19 protein-coding genes and 2 pseudogenes are annotated in these 15,809 nt (G+C 64.2%); 14 read left to right on the top strand and 7 right to left on the bottom strand.

Going from position 1 to position 15,809, the window contains the following annotated elements; translation table 11 throughout:
- Nucleotides 1–280: 280 nt before the first annotated feature.
- Nucleotides 281–1,117 (top strand): DUF3883 domain-containing protein, encoded by an 837-nt coding sequence (locus tag ACTTAI_RS18510; protein WP_444452951.1) that lies wholly within the window; start codon nucleotides 281–283, stop codon nucleotides 1,115–1,117.
- A gap of 3 nt (nucleotides 1,118–1,120) precedes the next feature.
- Here the strand turns inward: ACTTAI_RS18510 and ACTTAI_RS18505 are convergent, their stop codons facing one another.
- The 5 genes from ACTTAI_RS18505 to ACTTAI_RS18485 form a co-directional block, all read right to left on the bottom strand.
- Complete coding sequence (locus tag ACTTAI_RS18505; RefSeq protein ID WP_444452950.1) at nucleotides 1,121–1,504, bottom strand: hypothetical protein; 384 nt, start codon at nucleotides 1,502–1,504, stop codon at nucleotides 1,121–1,123.
- Complete coding sequence (locus ACTTAI_RS18500) at nucleotides 1,501–2,832, bottom strand: recombinase family protein (protein ID WP_444452949.1); 1,332 nt, start codon at nucleotides 2,830–2,832, stop codon at nucleotides 1,501–1,503. The genes ACTTAI_RS18505 and ACTTAI_RS18500 overlap by 4 nt, the downstream gene beginning before the upstream one ends.
- Nucleotides 2,833–2,834: 2 nt before the next feature.
- Nucleotides 2,835–3,332, bottom strand: coding sequence for a DUF2924 domain-containing protein (locus ACTTAI_RS18495; protein ID WP_444452948.1), 498 nt, complete (start codon nucleotides 3,330–3,332; stop codon nucleotides 2,835–2,837).
- Between the two features lie 398 nt (nucleotides 3,333–3,730).
- The gene (locus ACTTAI_RS18490) at nucleotides 3,731–4,651 is read right to left on the bottom strand and encodes an ImmA/IrrE family metallo-endopeptidase (RefSeq protein WP_444452947.1); all 921 of its coding nucleotides are present in this window, start codon (nucleotides 4,649–4,651) and stop codon (nucleotides 3,731–3,733) included.
- Nucleotides 4,648–4,968 carry a helix-turn-helix domain-containing protein gene (locus ACTTAI_RS18485; RefSeq protein WP_444452946.1) on the bottom strand — a complete coding sequence of 107 codons (321 nt, stop codon included), beginning with the start codon at nucleotides 4,966–4,968 and terminating at the stop codon, nucleotides 4,648–4,650. Before ACTTAI_RS18485 ends, ACTTAI_RS18490 begins: the two co-directional genes overlap by 4 nt.
- A 161-nt stretch (nucleotides 4,969–5,129) precedes the next feature.
- On the opposite strand from ACTTAI_RS18485, the gene ACTTAI_RS18480 reads away from it, so the two are divergent.
- The 13 genes and pseudogenes from ACTTAI_RS18480 to ACTTAI_RS18420 all read left to right on the top strand — a co-directional run bounded on the left by ACTTAI_RS18480 (nucleotide 5,130) and on the right by ACTTAI_RS18420 (nucleotide 14,566).
- Nucleotides 5,130–6,356 carry a hypothetical protein gene (locus tag ACTTAI_RS18480; protein WP_444452945.1) on the top strand — a complete coding sequence of 409 codons (1,227 nt, stop codon included), beginning with the start codon at nucleotides 5,130–5,132 and terminating at the stop codon, nucleotides 6,354–6,356.
- The gene (locus ACTTAI_RS18475) at nucleotides 6,349–7,278 is read left to right on the top strand and encodes a hypothetical protein (RefSeq protein ID WP_444452944.1); all 930 of its coding nucleotides are present in this window, start codon (nucleotides 6,349–6,351) and stop codon (nucleotides 7,276–7,278) included. The genes ACTTAI_RS18480 and ACTTAI_RS18475 overlap by 8 nt, the downstream gene beginning before the upstream one ends.
- A 171-nt stretch (nucleotides 7,279–7,449) precedes the next feature.
- The gene (locus tag ACTTAI_RS18470) at nucleotides 7,450–7,659 is read left to right on the top strand and encodes a helix-turn-helix transcriptional regulator (RefSeq protein WP_043869387.1); all 210 of its coding nucleotides are present in this window, start codon (nucleotides 7,450–7,452) and stop codon (nucleotides 7,657–7,659) included.
- Between the two features lie 11 nt (nucleotides 7,660–7,670).
- Nucleotides 7,671–8,156, top strand: a complete 486-nt coding sequence (locus ACTTAI_RS18465; RefSeq protein ID WP_444452943.1) for a hypothetical protein — start codon at nucleotides 7,671–7,673, stop codon at nucleotides 8,154–8,156.
- Entirely contained in the window at nucleotides 8,156–8,902 is a 747-nt protein-coding gene (locus ACTTAI_RS18460) for an ATP-binding protein (RefSeq protein ID WP_444452942.1), read from the top strand. Before ACTTAI_RS18465 ends, ACTTAI_RS18460 begins: the two co-directional genes overlap by 1 nt.
- A 19-nt stretch (nucleotides 8,903–8,921) precedes the next feature.
- Complete coding sequence (locus ACTTAI_RS18455) at nucleotides 8,922–9,422, top strand: DUF669 domain-containing protein (protein ID WP_444452941.1); 501 nt, start codon at nucleotides 8,922–8,924, stop codon at nucleotides 9,420–9,422.
- A 64-nt stretch (nucleotides 9,423–9,486) separates the two neighbouring features.
- Nucleotides 9,487–9,849 (top strand): hypothetical protein, encoded by a 363-nt coding sequence (locus ACTTAI_RS18450; protein ID WP_444452940.1) that lies wholly within the window; start codon nucleotides 9,487–9,489, stop codon nucleotides 9,847–9,849.
- Nucleotides 9,849–10,793 carry a hypothetical protein gene (locus tag ACTTAI_RS18445; RefSeq protein WP_444452939.1) on the top strand — a complete coding sequence of 315 codons (945 nt, stop codon included), beginning with the start codon at nucleotides 9,849–9,851 and terminating at the stop codon, nucleotides 10,791–10,793. Before ACTTAI_RS18450 ends, ACTTAI_RS18445 begins: the two co-directional genes overlap by 1 nt.
- On the top strand, nucleotides 10,787–12,523 hold the full coding sequence (locus ACTTAI_RS18440) for a DEAD/DEAH box helicase (protein ID WP_444452938.1): 1,737 nt from the start codon (nucleotides 10,787–10,789) through the stop codon (nucleotides 12,521–12,523). The genes ACTTAI_RS18445 and ACTTAI_RS18440 overlap by 7 nt, the downstream gene beginning before the upstream one ends.
- Nucleotides 12,520–12,744, top strand: coding sequence for a DUF6511 domain-containing protein (locus ACTTAI_RS18435; RefSeq protein WP_444452937.1), 225 nt, complete (start codon nucleotides 12,520–12,522; stop codon nucleotides 12,742–12,744). Before ACTTAI_RS18440 ends, ACTTAI_RS18435 begins: the two co-directional genes overlap by 4 nt.
- Nucleotides 12,744–13,247 (top strand): annotated as a pseudogene (locus tag ACTTAI_RS18430) (bifunctional DNA primase/polymerase); the annotation flags it as partial. The gene ACTTAI_RS18435 and the pseudogene ACTTAI_RS18430, both read left to right, overlap by 1 nt.
- Nucleotides 13,177–13,854: pseudogene (locus ACTTAI_RS18425) on the top strand (DNA cytosine methyltransferase); the annotation flags it as partial. The pseudogenes ACTTAI_RS18430 and ACTTAI_RS18425, both read left to right, overlap by 71 nt.
- A gap of 202 nt (nucleotides 13,855–14,056) precedes the next feature.
- Entirely contained in the window at nucleotides 14,057–14,566 is a 510-nt protein-coding gene (locus ACTTAI_RS18420) for a hypothetical protein (RefSeq protein WP_444452936.1), read from the top strand.
- A 97-nt stretch (nucleotides 14,567–14,663) separates the two neighbouring features.
- On the opposite strand, the gene ACTTAI_RS18415 is transcribed toward ACTTAI_RS18420, so the two are convergent.
- Together ACTTAI_RS18415 and ACTTAI_RS18410 are read right to left on the bottom strand one after the other, a co-directional pair.
- Nucleotides 14,664–15,053: a hypothetical protein gene (locus tag ACTTAI_RS18415; protein WP_444452935.1), complete on the bottom strand. Its 390-nt coding sequence runs from the start codon at nucleotides 15,051–15,053 to the stop codon at nucleotides 14,664–14,666.
- 4 nt (nucleotides 15,054–15,057) lie between these two features.
- Entirely contained in the window at nucleotides 15,058–15,744 is a 687-nt protein-coding gene (locus ACTTAI_RS18410; protein WP_444452934.1) for a LexA family transcriptional regulator, read from the bottom strand.
- Between the last annotated feature and the right edge of the window lie 65 nt (nucleotides 15,745–15,809).

The raw sequence follows: 15,809 nt of genomic DNA, 5'->3' as shown, positions 1-15,809 counted from the left end.
AGGGACCATCCGCCCTTCGGAGACTGGCCCGCCGCGCGAGATCGGTCTCCGAACGCCCAGCGTCTCTTTCCACCCGCCCTGCGCTCTCGGCGAGACGGGTAAATAATCCCCATATTTTTTAGTGAACTGACAAGGTCGCACTGCGCCCGTGTTTCGCTGGTTCCGGCTCGTCTCAAAACAGATGGCGACGCAACACGGGCGGCGTGGTGGTTGGTATGTCTTGGGAGTTTTGCGCGAAGTCTCTGATGACAAAAGCAGTTTCGGCCCCTAGCCTGGCGCAATGTCGAACGGGAGCTGGACAGATCAAGAGAACGACCTGATCGTCGCGGATTACTTCGCGATGCTGGCCGACGACGTCTCTGGTCGCCCCTACAACAAGACCGAGCACCGGCGCGGACTTCTGCCGCTGTTGAACGATCGCTCCGAGGGATCGGTCGAGTTCAAGCACCAGAATATCAGCGCCGTGCTGAAGGGGCTGGGTGAGGACTGGATCCCGGGCTACAAGCCCGCCTTCAATTTTCAGATGACGCTGGTGGATGCCGTAGCGCGCTGGCTGGCGTTCAATCCGGCCTGGCTCGGCCGCCATCCTGCTGCGCGACCGCCGACCGGTTTGGCCGACGCTGCGCCGATCTGGATCGGGCCGCCGCCCACGCTGTCGAACCAGCCGCCTCCGCAGGAGCTGGAGCAGATGCTGCATATCGCTCGCAAATTCGATGTCGCGGCGAGAGACGAGCGAAACCGGGCCCTCGGCCGTGCCGGTGAGGAGCGCGTCCTGGCGCATGAACGTGCAGCCCTGAATTCAGCAGGCCGCGACGATCTTGCGCGCAAGGTCCGGTGGGTGTCGGAGGAGGATGGCGATGGTGCCGGCTACGATATCGCCAGCTTCGCGCCGGATGGCCGTCCGCGCCTGATCGAGGTGAAGACGACGAATGGCTGGGAACGCACGCCTTTCCACATCAGCCGCAACGAGCTGGCTGTGGCCGAGGAGCGGCGCTCGGAGTGGTCCCTGTTCCGGCTCTGGAACTGCGCGCGCGAGCCGAAGGCGTTCGAGTTGCATCCGCCGCTGGACGCGCATGTCTCGCTGACTGCGACGTCCTTTCAGGCGAGTTTTCATTGAGGGTCACCGAAACGCCCGCTCAGCCTGCTCCTGCCATGTGTCCCCCGCCAGAAAACACAGGTCGTAGAGACTGACCGCCGACGCCTCGCGGCCGCAGGTCAGGCGTTTGAGCACCTCTGGCGCCAGATAGGCGAGGCGCAGCTGGCGGCTGACATGGCGCTCGGCCAGACCGACGGCCTCGGCCAGTTCCTGGATCGTGGCGAACTCGCCTGCTTCCATACGCCGCCGCCAGCCCCATGCCCGGCCGATGGCGCGCAGGATGTGCGGGTCCTGCGTCTGATCCTCGCTCGGGCTGTAATCGGCGGGCGGCATGATCTTGGGCCGCCCGTTCTTCTTGCGTACCTTCAGGGGGATCAGCACGCGGATAGTGTCATTGCCTCGGTTCATTCGGCGGCCTCCATGTCGCGCGGGGCGATCATCTCGCGAATGACGCCCGCGACGCCTTCGCGGCGGATGTCGACCTCGAGCCCGGCGGCGGTGACCGTGACGCGCCGGACCAGAAGCTGGATGATCCGCGCCTGCTCGAGCGGAAACAGCTGCGCCCACAGCATGTTGAAATCATGCAGCGCCGCGATGGCCTCGGCCTCGGAGACCTGATCGCGCTTCAGGGCCGCCAGCACCTGAGTGACCACCTCTGGCGTCTGCAGAATGCGCCGGACCTCGGTGACGATGGCGTCCTCGACCATGCCCGCAGGCAAGCGGTTCGGTGCTTGATCGCCGCCGCTGTCGTCCTCCGTCGTGCGGTTCTTGATCACGTCCATCGAGACGTAATAGCGGTAGAGCTTGCCGCGTTTCTTGGTCGCGGTCGGGGTCATCGCCGCGCCGGTGTCGGTGAAGATCAGGCCCTTCAGCGGCGCGGGCGTCTGCATGCGGCTGTTGCTGGACCGCGCGTGGCGGTTGCCCTGCAGGATCGCATCGACCTGATCCCAAACCTTGTCGGTGACGATGGCCTCGTGCTCGCCCGGATAGGCCTTGCCCTTGTGGACGGCCTCGCCGCGATAGACGCGATTGCGGAGCACCCGATAGAGGTATCCCTTGTCGATCAGCGTGCCCTGCTTGCTGCGAAACCCCTCCCGCCGCAGCTCCTTCGCAAGCATGGTGGCCGAGCCGAGTTCGACGAACCGGTCGAAGATCCGGCGCACCGAGGCGGCCTCAGCCTCGTTGATCACCAGCCTGCGGTCCTGCACATCGTAGCCGAGCGGAACATAGCCCCCCATCCAGATTCCGCGCTTGCGCGAGGCGGCGACCTTGTCGCGGATGCGTTCGCCGATGACCTCGCGCTCGAACTGGGCGAAGCTGAGCAGGATGTTCAGCGTCAGCCGCCCCATCGAGGTGGTCGTGTTGAAGGACTGCGTGACCGAGACGAAGGTGACGCCGTTGCGGTCGAAGACCTCGACCAGCTTCGAGAAATCCATCAGGGCGCGGCTGAGCCGGTCGATCTTGTAGACCACCACCACGTCAATCAGCCCGTCGTCGATGTCCGCCAAAAGCTGTTTCAGGCCGGGCCGTTCCAGATTGCCGCCCGAGAAGCCGCCGTCGTCGTAGCGGTCGCGGGTGGCGACCCAGCCCTCGGATTTCTGGCTGGCGATATAGGCCTCGCAGGCTTCCCGCTGGGCGTCGAGGCTGTTGAACTCCATGTCGAGCCCTTCCTCGCTCGACTTGCGGGTGTAGATGGCGCAGCGCAGGCGGCGGCCGGGGCGCGTGTTCATGTCCATGGTCAAACCTCCCGCGGTCGGACCTGCAGCCCGAAGAAGCGATAGCCGTTCCAGCGCACGCCGGTGATTTCCCGCGCGATGCCGGAGAGCGATTTGTACTTGCGGCCCTGCCACTCAAAACCGTCCTTCAGCACGGTGATGATGTGCTCGACCCCGTTCCATTCCCGGATCAGCCGCGTGCCAGCCACCGGATTGCGAGGATCCGCGATCTGGTTCTTGCGGCGGGAGACGTCCTCGACCTCGTCGGCAAGCAGGTCCAGCATGCGGCGGGTCTCGTGGTCGGGCCCGCCATAGGTCAGTTCCTGCAGGCGATAGGCAATGCGGCCCTCGAGAAAGGCGCGGCTGTTATTCGGCGCGGCGCTGCCGAGGAGCCGTTCCCATTCGGCCTTCAACTCTTTCACCGACATGGCCTTGAGCGCGGCGATGCGCGATAGGACGCTCTGGTCCAGGCGCGCGTCCTGCCCGGGTTTGGGCGGCGTTATCTTACTGTGATGCTTCATAAATTCCTCCGATGCGGATGCGTTTCCTGCGACGACCACCGCTCTTTCGGAGCGGGTAGTCCACTGAACTGTCTCCGTCGGCGGGCGATAAAGAACTGGACTTCCCGGCATTCAGGCGAACGATGCCCGCAGCAAGGATGCGGCCCAACTCGGCAAGCCGGGCATCAGGGGACATGCGTTCAGGGCATAGAGGATTGGGCCCGGAAACCGGGTCTTCGGGGGGAATGGACATGGCGGGTTTTCGCGACTGTTATGATAGGCAAAATGTGTCGCGAAATCAGAAAAATATCAAGTAAATCAGTTTATTGCGGCATCATGCGGTCGCTGCGCGCCGTGGCGAAAATCTGCGTAGGGGAAATGTCCCCGCGCCGACCTTTCGGTCGGGCGGCTGCGCCGAATCAACTCGTCCGGCCGTCCATGAACTTGTCGAAGCTGTCGAGGACTGGCTCTTCCTCCAGATCGGCCATATCCCATCGCGATGGGGCGCGGTCGGGGTAAAGCAGAAGCGAGATCGTCATCTGGTCATTGCTGGGTGAGAACACGGTCATCTCATGCACAGGCTCGGAGCCGAGCCAGACGCCGGCGGCATGGTGGCAGCCGTATCGCCCTTCATCCCCGTCCACCTCTTGTGCAGCAAGCGAGGCGGGCGGCAATTCGATCACCTCTTGCCGTGCCCTGTAGAAAACCCCGGACTTCAACAGCGGTTCGCTGGACCAGGCCCAATCGATGAAGCCTTCCTTGCCGACCACGATCATCGCGCGCTTGTCGGTGATGGTCATCCATTTCAGGATCGCGGCGGTCAGCGACACGGCATAGCGATCCGCGAGCTCGGTCATCACGTCGATGTCGACGATCCGGCCTTTGATCTGCGCGCGGAAATCGTCGAGGGGCATCAGCAGGTAGGAGGCGAAGGTGTTCGCTTCCGCCTCGATCCTGTTCCGGGCCTCATCCCAGTCGGCCATGTTGCGGCTGGTGCATTCCAGCCCACGCGGGTTGGCCTGCCGGTGCAGGAGGTAGTGCCCCAGCTCATGCGCCAGCGTGAAGTTGCGCCGCCCCGGCGACCGGATGGTCTCGTTATAGACAATGCCCCACTCGCCTGAGCCGCTGGGATGCGGCATCAGCATGCCTTCGACGCCCTTGGACAGCGCAAGCCCCTTCACGATGGTGATCGGGGCGTCCGGAAACACCTGACGCGAGAAATCCTGCGCGAGCGCAGCCACGTCGATGGGGAACCGCGGCAGCCCGTGCACCGCCTGATGCACGGACAGGATTTTCGTCAGGCGGTTAGCCCAGCTCTGAGGCGTCGTCGGCAGGCTCAATCCTTCTTCCCCCACATGTCGATCATCTGGTTGATTTTCTGTTGGTCTTCGGGGTCGAGCTTGCTGAACTTGCGGAAGAAGGCTTCCTTCAGAACCTCGTCGCTGGGCTCCTCGCTGTCATCGAGCAGGTAATCGGTCGTGACCTCCAGAGCTTGGGCGATGCGGGTCAGCTTCTCGCCCGACGGTTTTCGCGTGTCGCGGTTCTCGAGTTCCCAGAGGTAGCTCTTGCTGGAGACGGTCAGCTCGGCGAGCTTGTCGAGGGAATATCCCTTTTCCTGACGGTGGCGCTTGATCTTCGCGCCGAGGGACGTGGTCATCGTATCATCCTTGGTTTCCTTGGTTGGAGAACGCTTGTTCGATATGCCGAACAAAATTGTGCCGCGCAAGTAGACGTGGCGATTTGTTCGGTATATATCGAACAACATCGTATCGCATTTTCGCGATTCTGTCCTCCTCCCCGGCCAAAGAAAGGGCTCTCATGACCGCCATCGCCGCGTTCCTCCGCAAGACCCCCGTGATCCGTTTGCAGGATTACTTCACCGCTGGAGGGTTCACCTCGCTTGCGCCCATCGACTGGACGAAGCCCGAGCCCGAGGTCGTGGAGCCGCTGATCAAGGCCGTCGATGCCATGTCAGATGACGAAAAGCAGCGCGTCGTTCTTGATGCGGCCCGCGTGGCGGCGCTGGCCGATGAGCCCGGCCAGAACGCGTTGCAGAACGTCGTCGTGAATCGCGCGGTCTTCGATACGCTCGAGGGGGCCAACAACCGCTCGCTCTGGGTTTTCCTCAACGAGAACGACCGGTTCCGCCTTGCCGAAGAGGTGCGCTACAATGACGAGCGCCGTCGGGGGCGGTCGTGGAGCGGGTTCGGCGTCGATCCCGATCTCGCGGTGAAGAAGGACCCGGTCTCGCTCGCCGCGTTCACGGCCGCGATCCGTGCACGGTTTGAAACGCCCAACGTCCATGTCGACATCTTCGACCGCCACCGGGTGATCTTCGAGGGCCAGGAATGCGAACTGGTCCAGGTCGCGGTCTACCGGGAGGGGCGTCCCGAGGACACGCTGGGATTCGATGCCAACAGCACCCTGTCGCGTCGGATCGTGAAGCCGGTCGTCGAGGCGGCGCTGACCTACGAGGCCGCGACCGGCGTGATCGAGGTCGTGGCCAAGACGCGCGAGGACCGGATCGATCTGACCCGGTACATGGCGCGCGACCTCCTAGGCATCACCCTCGATGAAGAGCAGTCGCTGCCGCTGCGCGAATATGATCTCAGCATGCTGCTCCGGCCGTTCGACTTCCCGACCGACCCGGCCGACGGGATTGCCGGCGTGACCGTCAAGGAATTGCGCCTGATGGATCTGGGCGATGCGAAAGAGCGCATCACGCTCGAATCCATGTCGGGTGCCGACCGGACGATCTGGCAGATGGCGGAACACCGGATCGGCCTCGACATCGGTGGCGGCGCGCGAGTCTTCGGTGGCACCGGCGACGTGGCGGAATGGGTGGTCACCCGTGCGCGCTTCACCATCAAGTTCCACCCGGGCCCCGATGGCGGGCGGGGCAAGTCGCTGTCGCTGACCGTGACCATGCCGCATGGCTGCAACCTGAAGGACATGACGCCGCAAGAGCGCCTGATCGGCGAGAAGTATTTGCGGCTCTGGGGCATCCTGAAAGACGACAACGACGAAGGCGACGTCCTTGAGTAAGCGTGCGATCGACCTTCTGCTGCGGGCCATGGAAGCCCGCAGCATGTCTCTCCAGACATCGGCGCTGCACCAGGTTTCGCGCAGTGCGACCGACGCTTTGATCGCGGCCAAACTGCTGGTGCCGAGCGGGCATGTCCCCGTCGTCGTCGCGATGGACGACTATGAGGATGAACCGCTCGAGGCCACCTGGTCGGCCGAGCTGAATTCATATGGCTATCACGACAGCACCGGCCGTTGGATCAAGGTCGCCCATCAGGAGATCGCGGCGTGCAGGGTCGACTACGGCCTGGCCCTTGCCAAGATGCTGGTGGCGTTCGAGCGTGCCGGGCCTTCGCGCCCGGCACCCTTGGTCACGGATCTCGTCTGGGAGGTGGGAACAATCAAGCTCGCCGGAGCGAAAGCCCCTGTGCCCGTCTGGTTTGCACGGCGGCTTGGCGATCCGGCGGTCTGGGCGCAACTCGAGGCGCTGATCGGGCGCAAGCCGCCGCAGGAAATCCGCATCATCCTGACCTCCGCACCCGGGGAGCGCATCCCTGAGACCACCCAGAAGCGCAACCACATCATCAACGTGGCGGATGTTGCTGGCGATCCGGCAAAGCTCGCGATCTCGCCACAGGTCCTCGGGGCTCGGGTGTTTCCTGGGCAAGCGCAGCGTCGTTTTCCGATCGATCATTCCGATGACTACGGCATCGTCTGGCTGCGCGGCGAAGCCCTCACCTTCAAGAGCCCCAAGCAGCGTCGCTTGTTGAACGTGTTGTTCGATGCATACGAAACAGGTTCTGCAACATGCCTGACGGAAGCCGTGTTGTATGAAGCGGGCTACAAGGACGGCACGAATTCATTCTCCAAGGTGTTCAGCGGTCGCGACGACTGGCGCTCGTTCATCAAATACGCCGACGGAAACTGTTGGATCGAGCCCTGATCCGATCAGCCATCGCCATTTCGAAGGCCGTCCATCAGGGCGGCCTTTTGCTTTTGTGACTTTCCTACCGGCTTCCCTACCGGCTTCCCTACCGGTGCCCTTCCTCAGCCCTACCACGCCGTCCGCCATGTTGAACCCGCAAGTGTTCGCAGAAATCCCAAGGAGGTTCACATGGCGACCAGGCACCTTTCCCAGATCGAGCTGGCGGCTCGCTGGAACATTTCACACCGCACGCTGGAGCGTTGGCGGTGGACGGGCGAAGGCCCGAAATTCATCAAGCTCGGCGGCCGGGTGATCTACCGGCTCGAGGATGTCGAGGCCTTCGAGGCCGAACAGATCCGCGGCGTGGATCACGAACCCCATCGTCCGATGTCGGCGTGAGGGGGCGGAACATGACGATCTCCAACCACATCACCCTGGCCGATCTCCACCGGGTGCCGGTGGGCCATATCGCGGCGCTGCCCGCCGATCAGCTCGCGCTGCTGAAAGGCGCGGCCGACGAGCAACTGACGCAGGCGAAGTCGGTCGCGGACTGGCTCGACGGCGCCATCTCCCTGAAATACGCGGACCGCGCCCAGGACACCCGCCAGGAGGCGGGCAAGGACACCGGCACGATCCGGTTCGAGGATGACGGCGTCACCGTGATCGCCGAACTGCCCAAGCGCATCGACTGGAATCAGGCGTTGCTGGCGCAGATCGCCGAGAACATCGCCTCGGCTGGTGAGGACCCGGCGGAGTTCATCGAGACCAAGTTGTCGGTCTCCGAGCGCAAATACGGCGCTTTGCCGGAAAGCTGGCGCAAGGGCTTCGAGCCCGCGCGCACCGTCCGCACCGGCAAGCCGAAGTTCCGCCTCGTGCTGAACGAGGAGGTGCGCTGATGGCCATTTCGCTCGCATCCCTGCGCACGACCTCGGTGCTGACCCCGCCGCGCATCCTGATCCACGGCGTGGCCGGGGTGGGCAAATCCACCTTCGCGGCCGATGCCGACCGGCCTGTCTTCCTCATGACCGAGGATGGTCTGGGCAAGCTGCAGGTCCCGCATTTCCCTCTCGCGACCAGCTATGCGGAGGTGGCCGAGGCGCTTGATGCGCTGCTGAACGAGGACCACGATTTCGGCACGGTCGTCGTTGACAGCGTCGACTGGCTGGAGCCGCTGATCTGGGCCGAGGCCTGCAAGCGCAACGGTTGGGCCTCGATCGAGGCGCCGGGGTTTGGCAAGGGCTATGCCGAGGCGCTGACCATCTGGCGCGAATATCTCGACCGGCTCAACGCGCTGCGCGACCGCAAGGGCATGGTGGTCATCCAGATCGCCCATACCGACATCAAGCGTTTCGACAGCCCCGGGCACGAACCTTACGACCGCTATGTGATCAAGCTGCAGACCCGCGCCTCGGCGCTGCTGCAGGAGCATTCGGACGTGGTGCTCTTCGCCAACTATCAGATATCGGTCGCGAAATCCGATGTCGGCTTCAACAAGAAGGTGACCCGGGCGCTCGGGTCCGGTGCGCGCGTCATGCACACCGAAGAGCGTCCCGCCTTCCTCGCCAAGAACCGTTACGGCCTGCCGGACACCCTGCCGCTGATGTGGTCGGAGTTCCTCGCAGCCATGCCCCAATCCCAATGAACTGAACAAGGACAAGACCATGGCACGTTTCGACACGTCCTTCGACGCCACCAGCGTCGAGCCCACCACCGCCTACGAGCTGCTGCCCGCAGGCAAATACCGCGCCCAGATCGTCGAGAGCGAGATGCGCGTCACGAAGAACGGCATGGGCCAGTTCCTCTGGCTGATGCTCGATATCCTCGAGGGCGAGCACAAGGGGCGGAAGATCTTCGACCAGCTGAACCTGGTGAACCCGAACCCGACCACGGTGGAAATCGCGCAGCGCACGCTCTCGGCGATCTGCCACGCCACGGGCCGGATGCATGTCAGCGACAGCGAGGAGCTGCACCTGATCCCGATGACGATCCAGGTGAAGATCCGGCCGCCGAAGAACGGCTACGGCGAGAGCAACGCGATTGCCTACCTGCCGCCTGAGCGGGGTTCGGCCCCGGCCGCCCGTCCGGCCAAGCCCGCGCCCGATCCGGCCGGCTCTTCGGTGCCGCCGAAAATGGCCTCCGCGCCCTGGAACAAGAAGGCCTGAGCCTTCGCGCTGCCCTGCGCCCTGACTGACGGGGCAGCGCGCAACCCCATCTGAGGAAATTTCCATGACTGACATGATCAACGCGGCCCCCGTGGCCGTGAACAGCCCCGGCTTGCCTGATGATCAGCGGCGACTGATCGAGCTCGACGATGCCATTGCCAAGATCCGCACGCAGATCGCGACAGCCGATCTGGCCCGCCAGCGCGTCCAGAAGCCCATCGATCCGGACTGGTTCCATCGGGCCCGCACGGCGCTGCGCCACCTGTGCCGCGAGCGGGCGGAACTCTTGGCCCAAGGCACCGGCCGCCGTCGCCGCGAAAAGCTCAAGGACGCGCTGATCGGCATCCTGCGCGAACGCCATGACCCCGAGACCTGGGATGGCATTCTGGCCGAGGCGCAGGCCCGCACTGAACGGGAGGGTCTGTAATGGCAGAACTTCCCGAAGCCCCCACGCCTACGCTGACGGCGATCTTTGCGGACTACGAGGCCCGCCAGGGCGATGGTTTCCGCGACCATCTCGGGGCGTCGATCATCGGCAAATCCTGTGCCCGGGCGCTCTGGTATGACTTCCGCTGGATCACGCCCGCGCGCCATTCCGGCCGCCTGCTGCGTCTGTTCGAGACGGGTCAGCTGGAAGAGGACCGTCTCGTGCGCAATCTGCGCGCCACTGGCGCAACGGTGCTCGAGGTCGATCCCGAGACCGGCCGCCAGTTCCGGGTCAAGGCCCATGGCGGCCATTTCGGCGGCTCGCTCGACGGCGTGGCCCTTGGACTCCTCGAAGCGCCGAAGACCTGGCATGTGCTGGAGTTCAAGACCCACTCGGTCAAGAGCTTCAACGAGTTGGTCGCCAAGGGCGTCGTTCTGGCGAAGCCTAAGCACGCCGCGCAGATGCAGATCTACATGCACCTGACGGGCATCACGCGCGCCCTTTACGTCGCGGTCTGCAAGGACACCGACGCGCTGCATATCGAGCGCATCGAGGCGGTCCGCGCGATGGCCGAGCGTCTTCTGGAAAAGGCCCGGCGCATCATCTTCGCCCAGCATCCGCCCGCGCGGATCAGCGAGGACCCGGCCTGGTTCGAATGCCGGTTTTGCGATCACCATGCCGCCTGCCACGAAGGCGGTGGCGCGGCGGTGACCTGCCGGTCCTGCCTGCATGCGACACCCGTCGACGGTGGTTGGCACTGTGCGCGTCACGACCGGATGCTGGCGCCAGCCGAGCAACGCGCGGCCTGCGGTCGCCATCTCTTCATCCCCGATCTCATCCCGGGCGAGGTCATCGATGCGGGCGACGATCTCGTCACCTACCGCATGGCCGATGGCTCGACCTGGACCAACGACGCCCGTTCCCCGGAGGCCGCGCCATGCTGACCCTGCGCCCCTATCAACAGGCCGCGATCACCGCGATCTACGGCTATTTCCAGACCCACACCGGCAATCCGCTGGTGGTCATCCCGACCGCGGGCGGCAAGTCGCTCGTCATGGCCTCCTTCATCGAGGGCGTGCTGAAGGCCTGGCCCGACCAGCGCATCCTGATCGTGACCCATGTGCGCGAGCTGATCGCGCAGAACCACGCCGAAATGATCGGCCTCTGGCTCGATGCGCCCTCGGGCATCTATTCGGCGGGCCTCGGCAAACGCGAGGCTCAGGCGCGGATCCTTTTTGCCGGCATCCAGTCGATCCATCGCCGCGCGGCCGAGATCGGCCACACCGATCTGGTGCTGATCGACGAGGCGCATCTGATCCCCGGCAAGTCGAGCACGATGTATCGGCGCTTCCTCGACACGCTGAAGGCGATCAACCCGGCGCTCAAGGTGATCGGGCTGACCGCCACACCATTCCGGCTCGATTGCGGGATGCTGCACGAGGGGCAGAACGCGCTCTTCACCGACATCGCCTACGAGGCCCCGGTCCGTGAGCTGATCGACGCGGGGTATCTGAGCCCTCTGGTCTCGAAGCAGCCCGCAACACGGCTAGACGTCTCGAAAGTGGGCACCCGCGCGGGCGATTTCATCGCGCGTGATCTGGCGGCGGCGGTCGACCAGGACGCCATCACCCGCGCGGCCGTGACCGAAATCATCGAGCATGGCTGTGACCGGAAGTCCTGGCTGGCCTTCTGTTCGGGTGTCGAGCATGCGCGCCATGTGGCCGAGGAATTCGGCCGCCAGGGTATCAGCTGCCGCACGATCTTTGGCGACACGCCGATGGACGAGCGCGATGCGATTCTTGCCGCATTCAAGCGTGGCGAAATCCGCGCGCTCGCCTCGATGGGCGTGTTGACCACCGGCTTCAACGCGCCGGGCGTCGACCTGATCGCGCTCCTGCGTCCGACGCAATCGGCAGGCCTCTATGTGCAGATGGTCGGGCGCGGCACCCGTCTCGCGCCGGGCAAGGAGAATTGCCTGGTGCTGGACTTCGCTGGCAATGTCCGTCGCCACGGGCCGATCGACCTAGTGCGGCCCAAGCGCCCCGGTGATGGCGGCGGTGGCGAAGCGCCGACCAAGGTCTGTCCGGAGTGCGACAGCATCATCGCGCTCTCGGCGACGGAATGCCCGGATTGCGGCTATGTCTTCCCGGCGCGCGAGGTGAAGATCGCCCCGACGGCCGCCACGCTGCCGGTGCTTTCGCCGAAGCAACAATGGCTTCCGGTCACAGGCGTTTCCTACAGCCGCCACGACAAGGCGGGCGGCCGTCCGTCGCTGAAGGTGACCTATAGCTGCGGCCTTGCCTCCTACAGCGAATGGGTCTGCCTCGAGCATCAGGGCTATGCCCGCCAGAAGGCGGCCCAGTGGTGGCGCAAGCGCGCGCCCGGCTGCCCCGTGCCGCTGAGCGTGGCCGAGGCCCTCGCGCAGACGAGCCGCCTTGCGCGCCCCAGCGACATCTCGGTCCGCCCCTCGGGCCGTTATCTTGAGATCTCCGGTTACAGGTTCGCCCCATGCGCCCATCCGACCCCGGCCTCTGCGCCGTCTGCCACCGGGAACCTCGCGGGTTTGGCTGGTTCGAGCCGGGCTTCCGGCGCACCGACCCGCGGCGCGACGCCAGCCGCAAGCGGCTCTGAAGCCGTGCCTGCCAAGACCTCTGCCATGGGAGGAAGGGCATGATCGATCCGACCCCGAATGAGACCGATGCCACGGCCTTTGGCGGCCAGATGGGCGGCGAATATCTGGAAGCCATCGGCAAGTCCGACCTCGCGACCCTGTCCGAGGAGGAATGGGCCCGGTTTCTCGATGCTGTCGTCACCGGCTACTGCGACCACCTGCGTGCGTTGGCGGCGAAGGATCGCAGCCGGCTGGACGCGATGGTCCCGGAGGTGCCGTTCTGATGGCTGACACGTCCTGGATGGCGCGCTTCGGCGCGCGGCTCGTCACCAATGGCTATGCCATCCTGCCGATCGGCCCGAGCACCAAGAAGCCCGGCCGGTTCCAGCGCGGCGGCTGGGCCGATTACCCGGAATGGAACCGCCATGCCGAACGCCCGACCACGGAGGTCGAGGTCGCGACCTGGGCTGCCTGGCCCGATTGCGGCATCGGCATGGTCGGCGGTGCGGTGGCGGCGGTCGATATCGACATCGCAACGGACGCCGAACTGGCATTGCAGATCGAGGCACTGGCGCGGACGCGCCTTGGCGACACGCCCGCGCTGCGCATCGGCCGCGCCCCGAAGCGCATGCTGGTCTATCGCACGGCCGCACCGTTTCGGGGCATCAAACGCCATCCGCTCGAGGTGCTTTGCCTCGGGCAGCAGTTTCTGGTCTATGCCGACCACCCCGACACCGGCGCACCCTATGTCTGGCCCGACGAGGGGCTGGCCGATCTCGATATCCGCGATCTTCCGGAAATCACCGAGGAGGCGGCGGCGGCCTTTCTTGAGGAGGCCTATGCGATCCTGCCAGAGGAACTGCGTCAGCGTGGGCTGCGCTCGGCAGCACTGGCCACATCCCTGCGCAACCACGGGCAGATCGGCACCTTGCCCGCCATCCGGTCGGCGCTCGACTGGCTGCTCCGGCGCCGGTGGCATCGACCTCGGGCTCACCATCGCCTTGCCCGGATATCGCACTGTGGGCCATGTCGAACGGGAAACCTTCGCCGCAGCCACTCTCGTGGCGCGGATGGAAGACGCGTCCCTGGATCAGGCTGTTGTCTGGGACGACGTTGGAACCTTCGACGGCCGTCCGTGGCGCGGCGCGGTGGACATCGTCACTGCGGGCTATCCGTGCCAGCCGTTCTCAGTCGCTGGCAAGCGCCGGGGCGCAGACGACCCGCGGCACCTCTGGCCGCATGTCGCCCGCATCATCGGCGAGGTCCAGCCGCCCTTCGTCTTCCTCGAGAATGTCGCCCATCATCTCCGCCTCGGCTTCCCCGAAGTCGCCAGCGGACTGGTCCGCATGGGCTACCGCCTTGCGGCAGGCCTCTTCACGGCGGCGGAGGTCGGCGCGCCTCACAAGCGCGAGCGGCTGTTCATCCTCGCCATCCGCGAGGGTGACGAGCTGGCCTACCCCACGCGCCTGCTCTGGAACCCGCTCGAGTGGCGGGAACCGGACGGAACTGCTGCGGCTCTGGCCGACGCCGAGGGCCAGCGCCAACGAGAACCGGCAGACGAAGCCGACGCCGTCACAGGCCGCGGGTCAGCACGGGATGAACCTCGCGACGACGGCTGCAATGTGGCCGACGCCGCAGACCGACAGCTTTCGGAGTCGGGGCGGCGACAGGCGCGACGAGAAAGGTCTGGACCGGATGGCGCGGGATTGGCCGACCCCGATGGCAACGGACGGCAACAAGCCGAGCGCCGGCAACCGCCGGACGGCGGACCTCATCCATGCCAGTCAGATGTGGATGACGCCGACGGCGCGGGATCACAAGGATGGCGCGACGACGCTGGCGAATACCCCGGTGAACGGCTTGCTTGGCCGCCAGGTCCTGGTGACGCCGATGGCTGGGCCGAATACCTCCGAATTGCGCCGGACCTTGAACCCGCTGTTCGTCGAGGCGCTGATGGGCTGGCCCACCGGGTGGACCGGCTTCGCCTCTGTGGCAACGGCGTGGTCCCGCTGGTTGCGGCGCATGCGCTCAGAACTCTGGCGGCTGAACTGCTGGCCGGTGGATGAATGCGCCAGTTGTACTCGTTCTCTATCGTCATTTGATTGACAGCTCACCTCGGCCAGATTACCTGCCGCCTGAAATGTAAGTATAAGGATTTCAGGCGCATGGCAGATTTTTTTAATATTGTTTTCAACCCAGATTTTTACATTCCATTTCTTGACCTTCTTTCTGCTTCAATAGTTGCTGTCTGGGGTTTGGCGACTGCGTCGACTGAGCATGAAAAAATCAAAGGGCTTCCCAGTGTCAGCCGAAACTCGACGAAGCGCCGGATGAAGATGTTGAGGCCGACCACATATTCGGCAGCAATCACTCCTAGCCTTGTCTCGACACCCAGATCTGACGAAGACTCGGTCGTGAGCATGATAGCCGCCAAACGGGCCTCGTGAGCCTCGTTTGCAGCTCTTTCCGCTTCATCAGCCGCTGCCTTCTCGGCAGCTTCAAGCTGTCGCTTCGAGGCATGACAATCAGGGCACAAACCCTCGAACAAGTCGAACCGTGAAACTTTTTCGCCGCATTTCGAGCAATTTGCCATCGCACTACTCCGTGCTTGTGTGGCCCCACCAAAGAACTTTGCCGATGATCCGCATGGAACTGATCGTCGCCAATCTCTTGAACTCTGTCTTGAACTCCGGGTTGTCTGACATCACCGCGAAAAAATCCGCGTCAACAAGCTCGATGCGCTTCACACGTGCAACCCCGTCCTCGACAAAAGCGTAGATCGGCGGTGCTTTTCGTCGCGATGACTTTGAGCGCGCGAGAACATCCGTTTTCGACGTGTCAATCAGGATCATGTCGCCATCGGAAAGCGTGGGCGCCATGCTATCACCATGAACCCGAGCCACCCTGGCTCTGGATGCCGAGACGCCCAGCTTCTTTAACCAATCGCGCCTAAACGCCAAGGTTCCGACCACGATATCGTCGCCATTCACGTAGCCATTACCCGCGGATAGCGTCGCTTCGTGCAACGGGATCTTCGCGAAATCATCGTCTTTCGGCGGAACGATATTGACCGGTTGGTGGTCTCTCGGCGGGCCAAAATACAACTCCAAGCCTAGCGCATCAGCAATCTTAGTGGCCTTGTCGATGTTTGGAATGGCCCGCTTTTCATCCTCGCGGATCACCCCACGGATGTAGCCCTGGGGCAAACCAGCTCTCGCCTCCGCCTGATTCACGTTCAGGCCAAGCTCAGCTAGTCGGGCAAGGACAACATCAGCGAACGCCATAATCTCTCCAAGTCAGAGATTGGGATAATGCCCAACTTTTTTGACGTTGACAATTGGGCAATAGC

This window comes from Rhodobacter capsulatus (assembly GCF_052363175.1).
Lineage (GTDB): Bacteria > Pseudomonadota > Alphaproteobacteria > Rhodobacterales > Rhodobacteraceae > Rhodobacter > Rhodobacter capsulatus_D.
Note: the sequence above shows the minus strand (reverse complement) of the source record. Positions and strands in the feature narration are given on the sequence as shown.

Bases quoted from the DNA above. Each gene is read 5' to 3' on its own strand.
- ACTTAI_RS18510 (WP_444452951.1), top strand. From the start codon at position 281: ATGTCGAACGGGAGCTGGACAGATCAAGAGAACGACCTGATCGTCGCG.
- ACTTAI_RS18505 (WP_444452950.1), bottom strand. From the start codon at position 1,504: ATGAACCGAGGCAATGACACTATCCGCGTGCTGATCCCCCTGAAGGTA.
- ACTTAI_RS18500 (WP_444452949.1), bottom strand. From the start codon at position 2,832: ATGGACATGAACACGCGCCCCGGCCGCCGCCTGCGCTGCGCCATCTAC.
- ACTTAI_RS18495 (WP_444452948.1), bottom strand. From the start codon at position 3,332: ATGAAGCATCACAGTAAGATAACGCCGCCCAAACCCGGGCAGGACGCG.
- ACTTAI_RS18485 (WP_444452946.1), bottom strand. From the start codon at position 4,968: ATGACCACGTCCCTCGGCGCGAAGATCAAGCGCCACCGTCAGGAAAAG.
- ACTTAI_RS18480 (WP_444452945.1), top strand. From the start codon at position 5,130: ATGACCGCCATCGCCGCGTTCCTCCGCAAGACCCCCGTGATCCGTTTG.
- ACTTAI_RS18470 (WP_043869387.1), top strand. From the start codon at position 7,450: ATGGCGACCAGGCACCTTTCCCAGATCGAGCTGGCGGCTCGCTGGAAC.
- ACTTAI_RS18465 (WP_444452943.1), top strand. From the start codon at position 7,671: ATGACGATCTCCAACCACATCACCCTGGCCGATCTCCACCGGGTGCCG.
- ACTTAI_RS18460 (WP_444452942.1), top strand. From the start codon at position 8,156: ATGGCCATTTCGCTCGCATCCCTGCGCACGACCTCGGTGCTGACCCCG.
- ACTTAI_RS18455 (WP_444452941.1), top strand. From the start codon at position 8,922: ATGGCACGTTTCGACACGTCCTTCGACGCCACCAGCGTCGAGCCCACC.
- ACTTAI_RS18450 (WP_444452940.1), top strand. From the start codon at position 9,487: ATGACTGACATGATCAACGCGGCCCCCGTGGCCGTGAACAGCCCCGGC.
- ACTTAI_RS18445 (WP_444452939.1), top strand. From the start codon at position 9,849: ATGGCAGAACTTCCCGAAGCCCCCACGCCTACGCTGACGGCGATCTTT.
- ACTTAI_RS18440 (WP_444452938.1), top strand. From the start codon at position 10,787: ATGCTGACCCTGCGCCCCTATCAACAGGCCGCGATCACCGCGATCTAC.
- ACTTAI_RS18435 (WP_444452937.1), top strand. From the start codon at position 12,520: ATGATCGATCCGACCCCGAATGAGACCGATGCCACGGCCTTTGGCGGC.
- ACTTAI_RS18420 (WP_444452936.1), top strand. From the start codon at position 14,057: ATGAACCTCGCGACGACGGCTGCAATGTGGCCGACGCCGCAGACCGAC.
- ACTTAI_RS18415 (WP_444452935.1), bottom strand. From the start codon at position 15,053: ATGGCAAATTGCTCGAAATGCGGCGAAAAAGTTTCACGGTTCGACTTG.
- ACTTAI_RS18410 (WP_444452934.1), bottom strand. From the start codon at position 15,744: ATGGCGTTCGCTGATGTTGTCCTTGCCCGACTAGCTGAGCTTGGCCTG.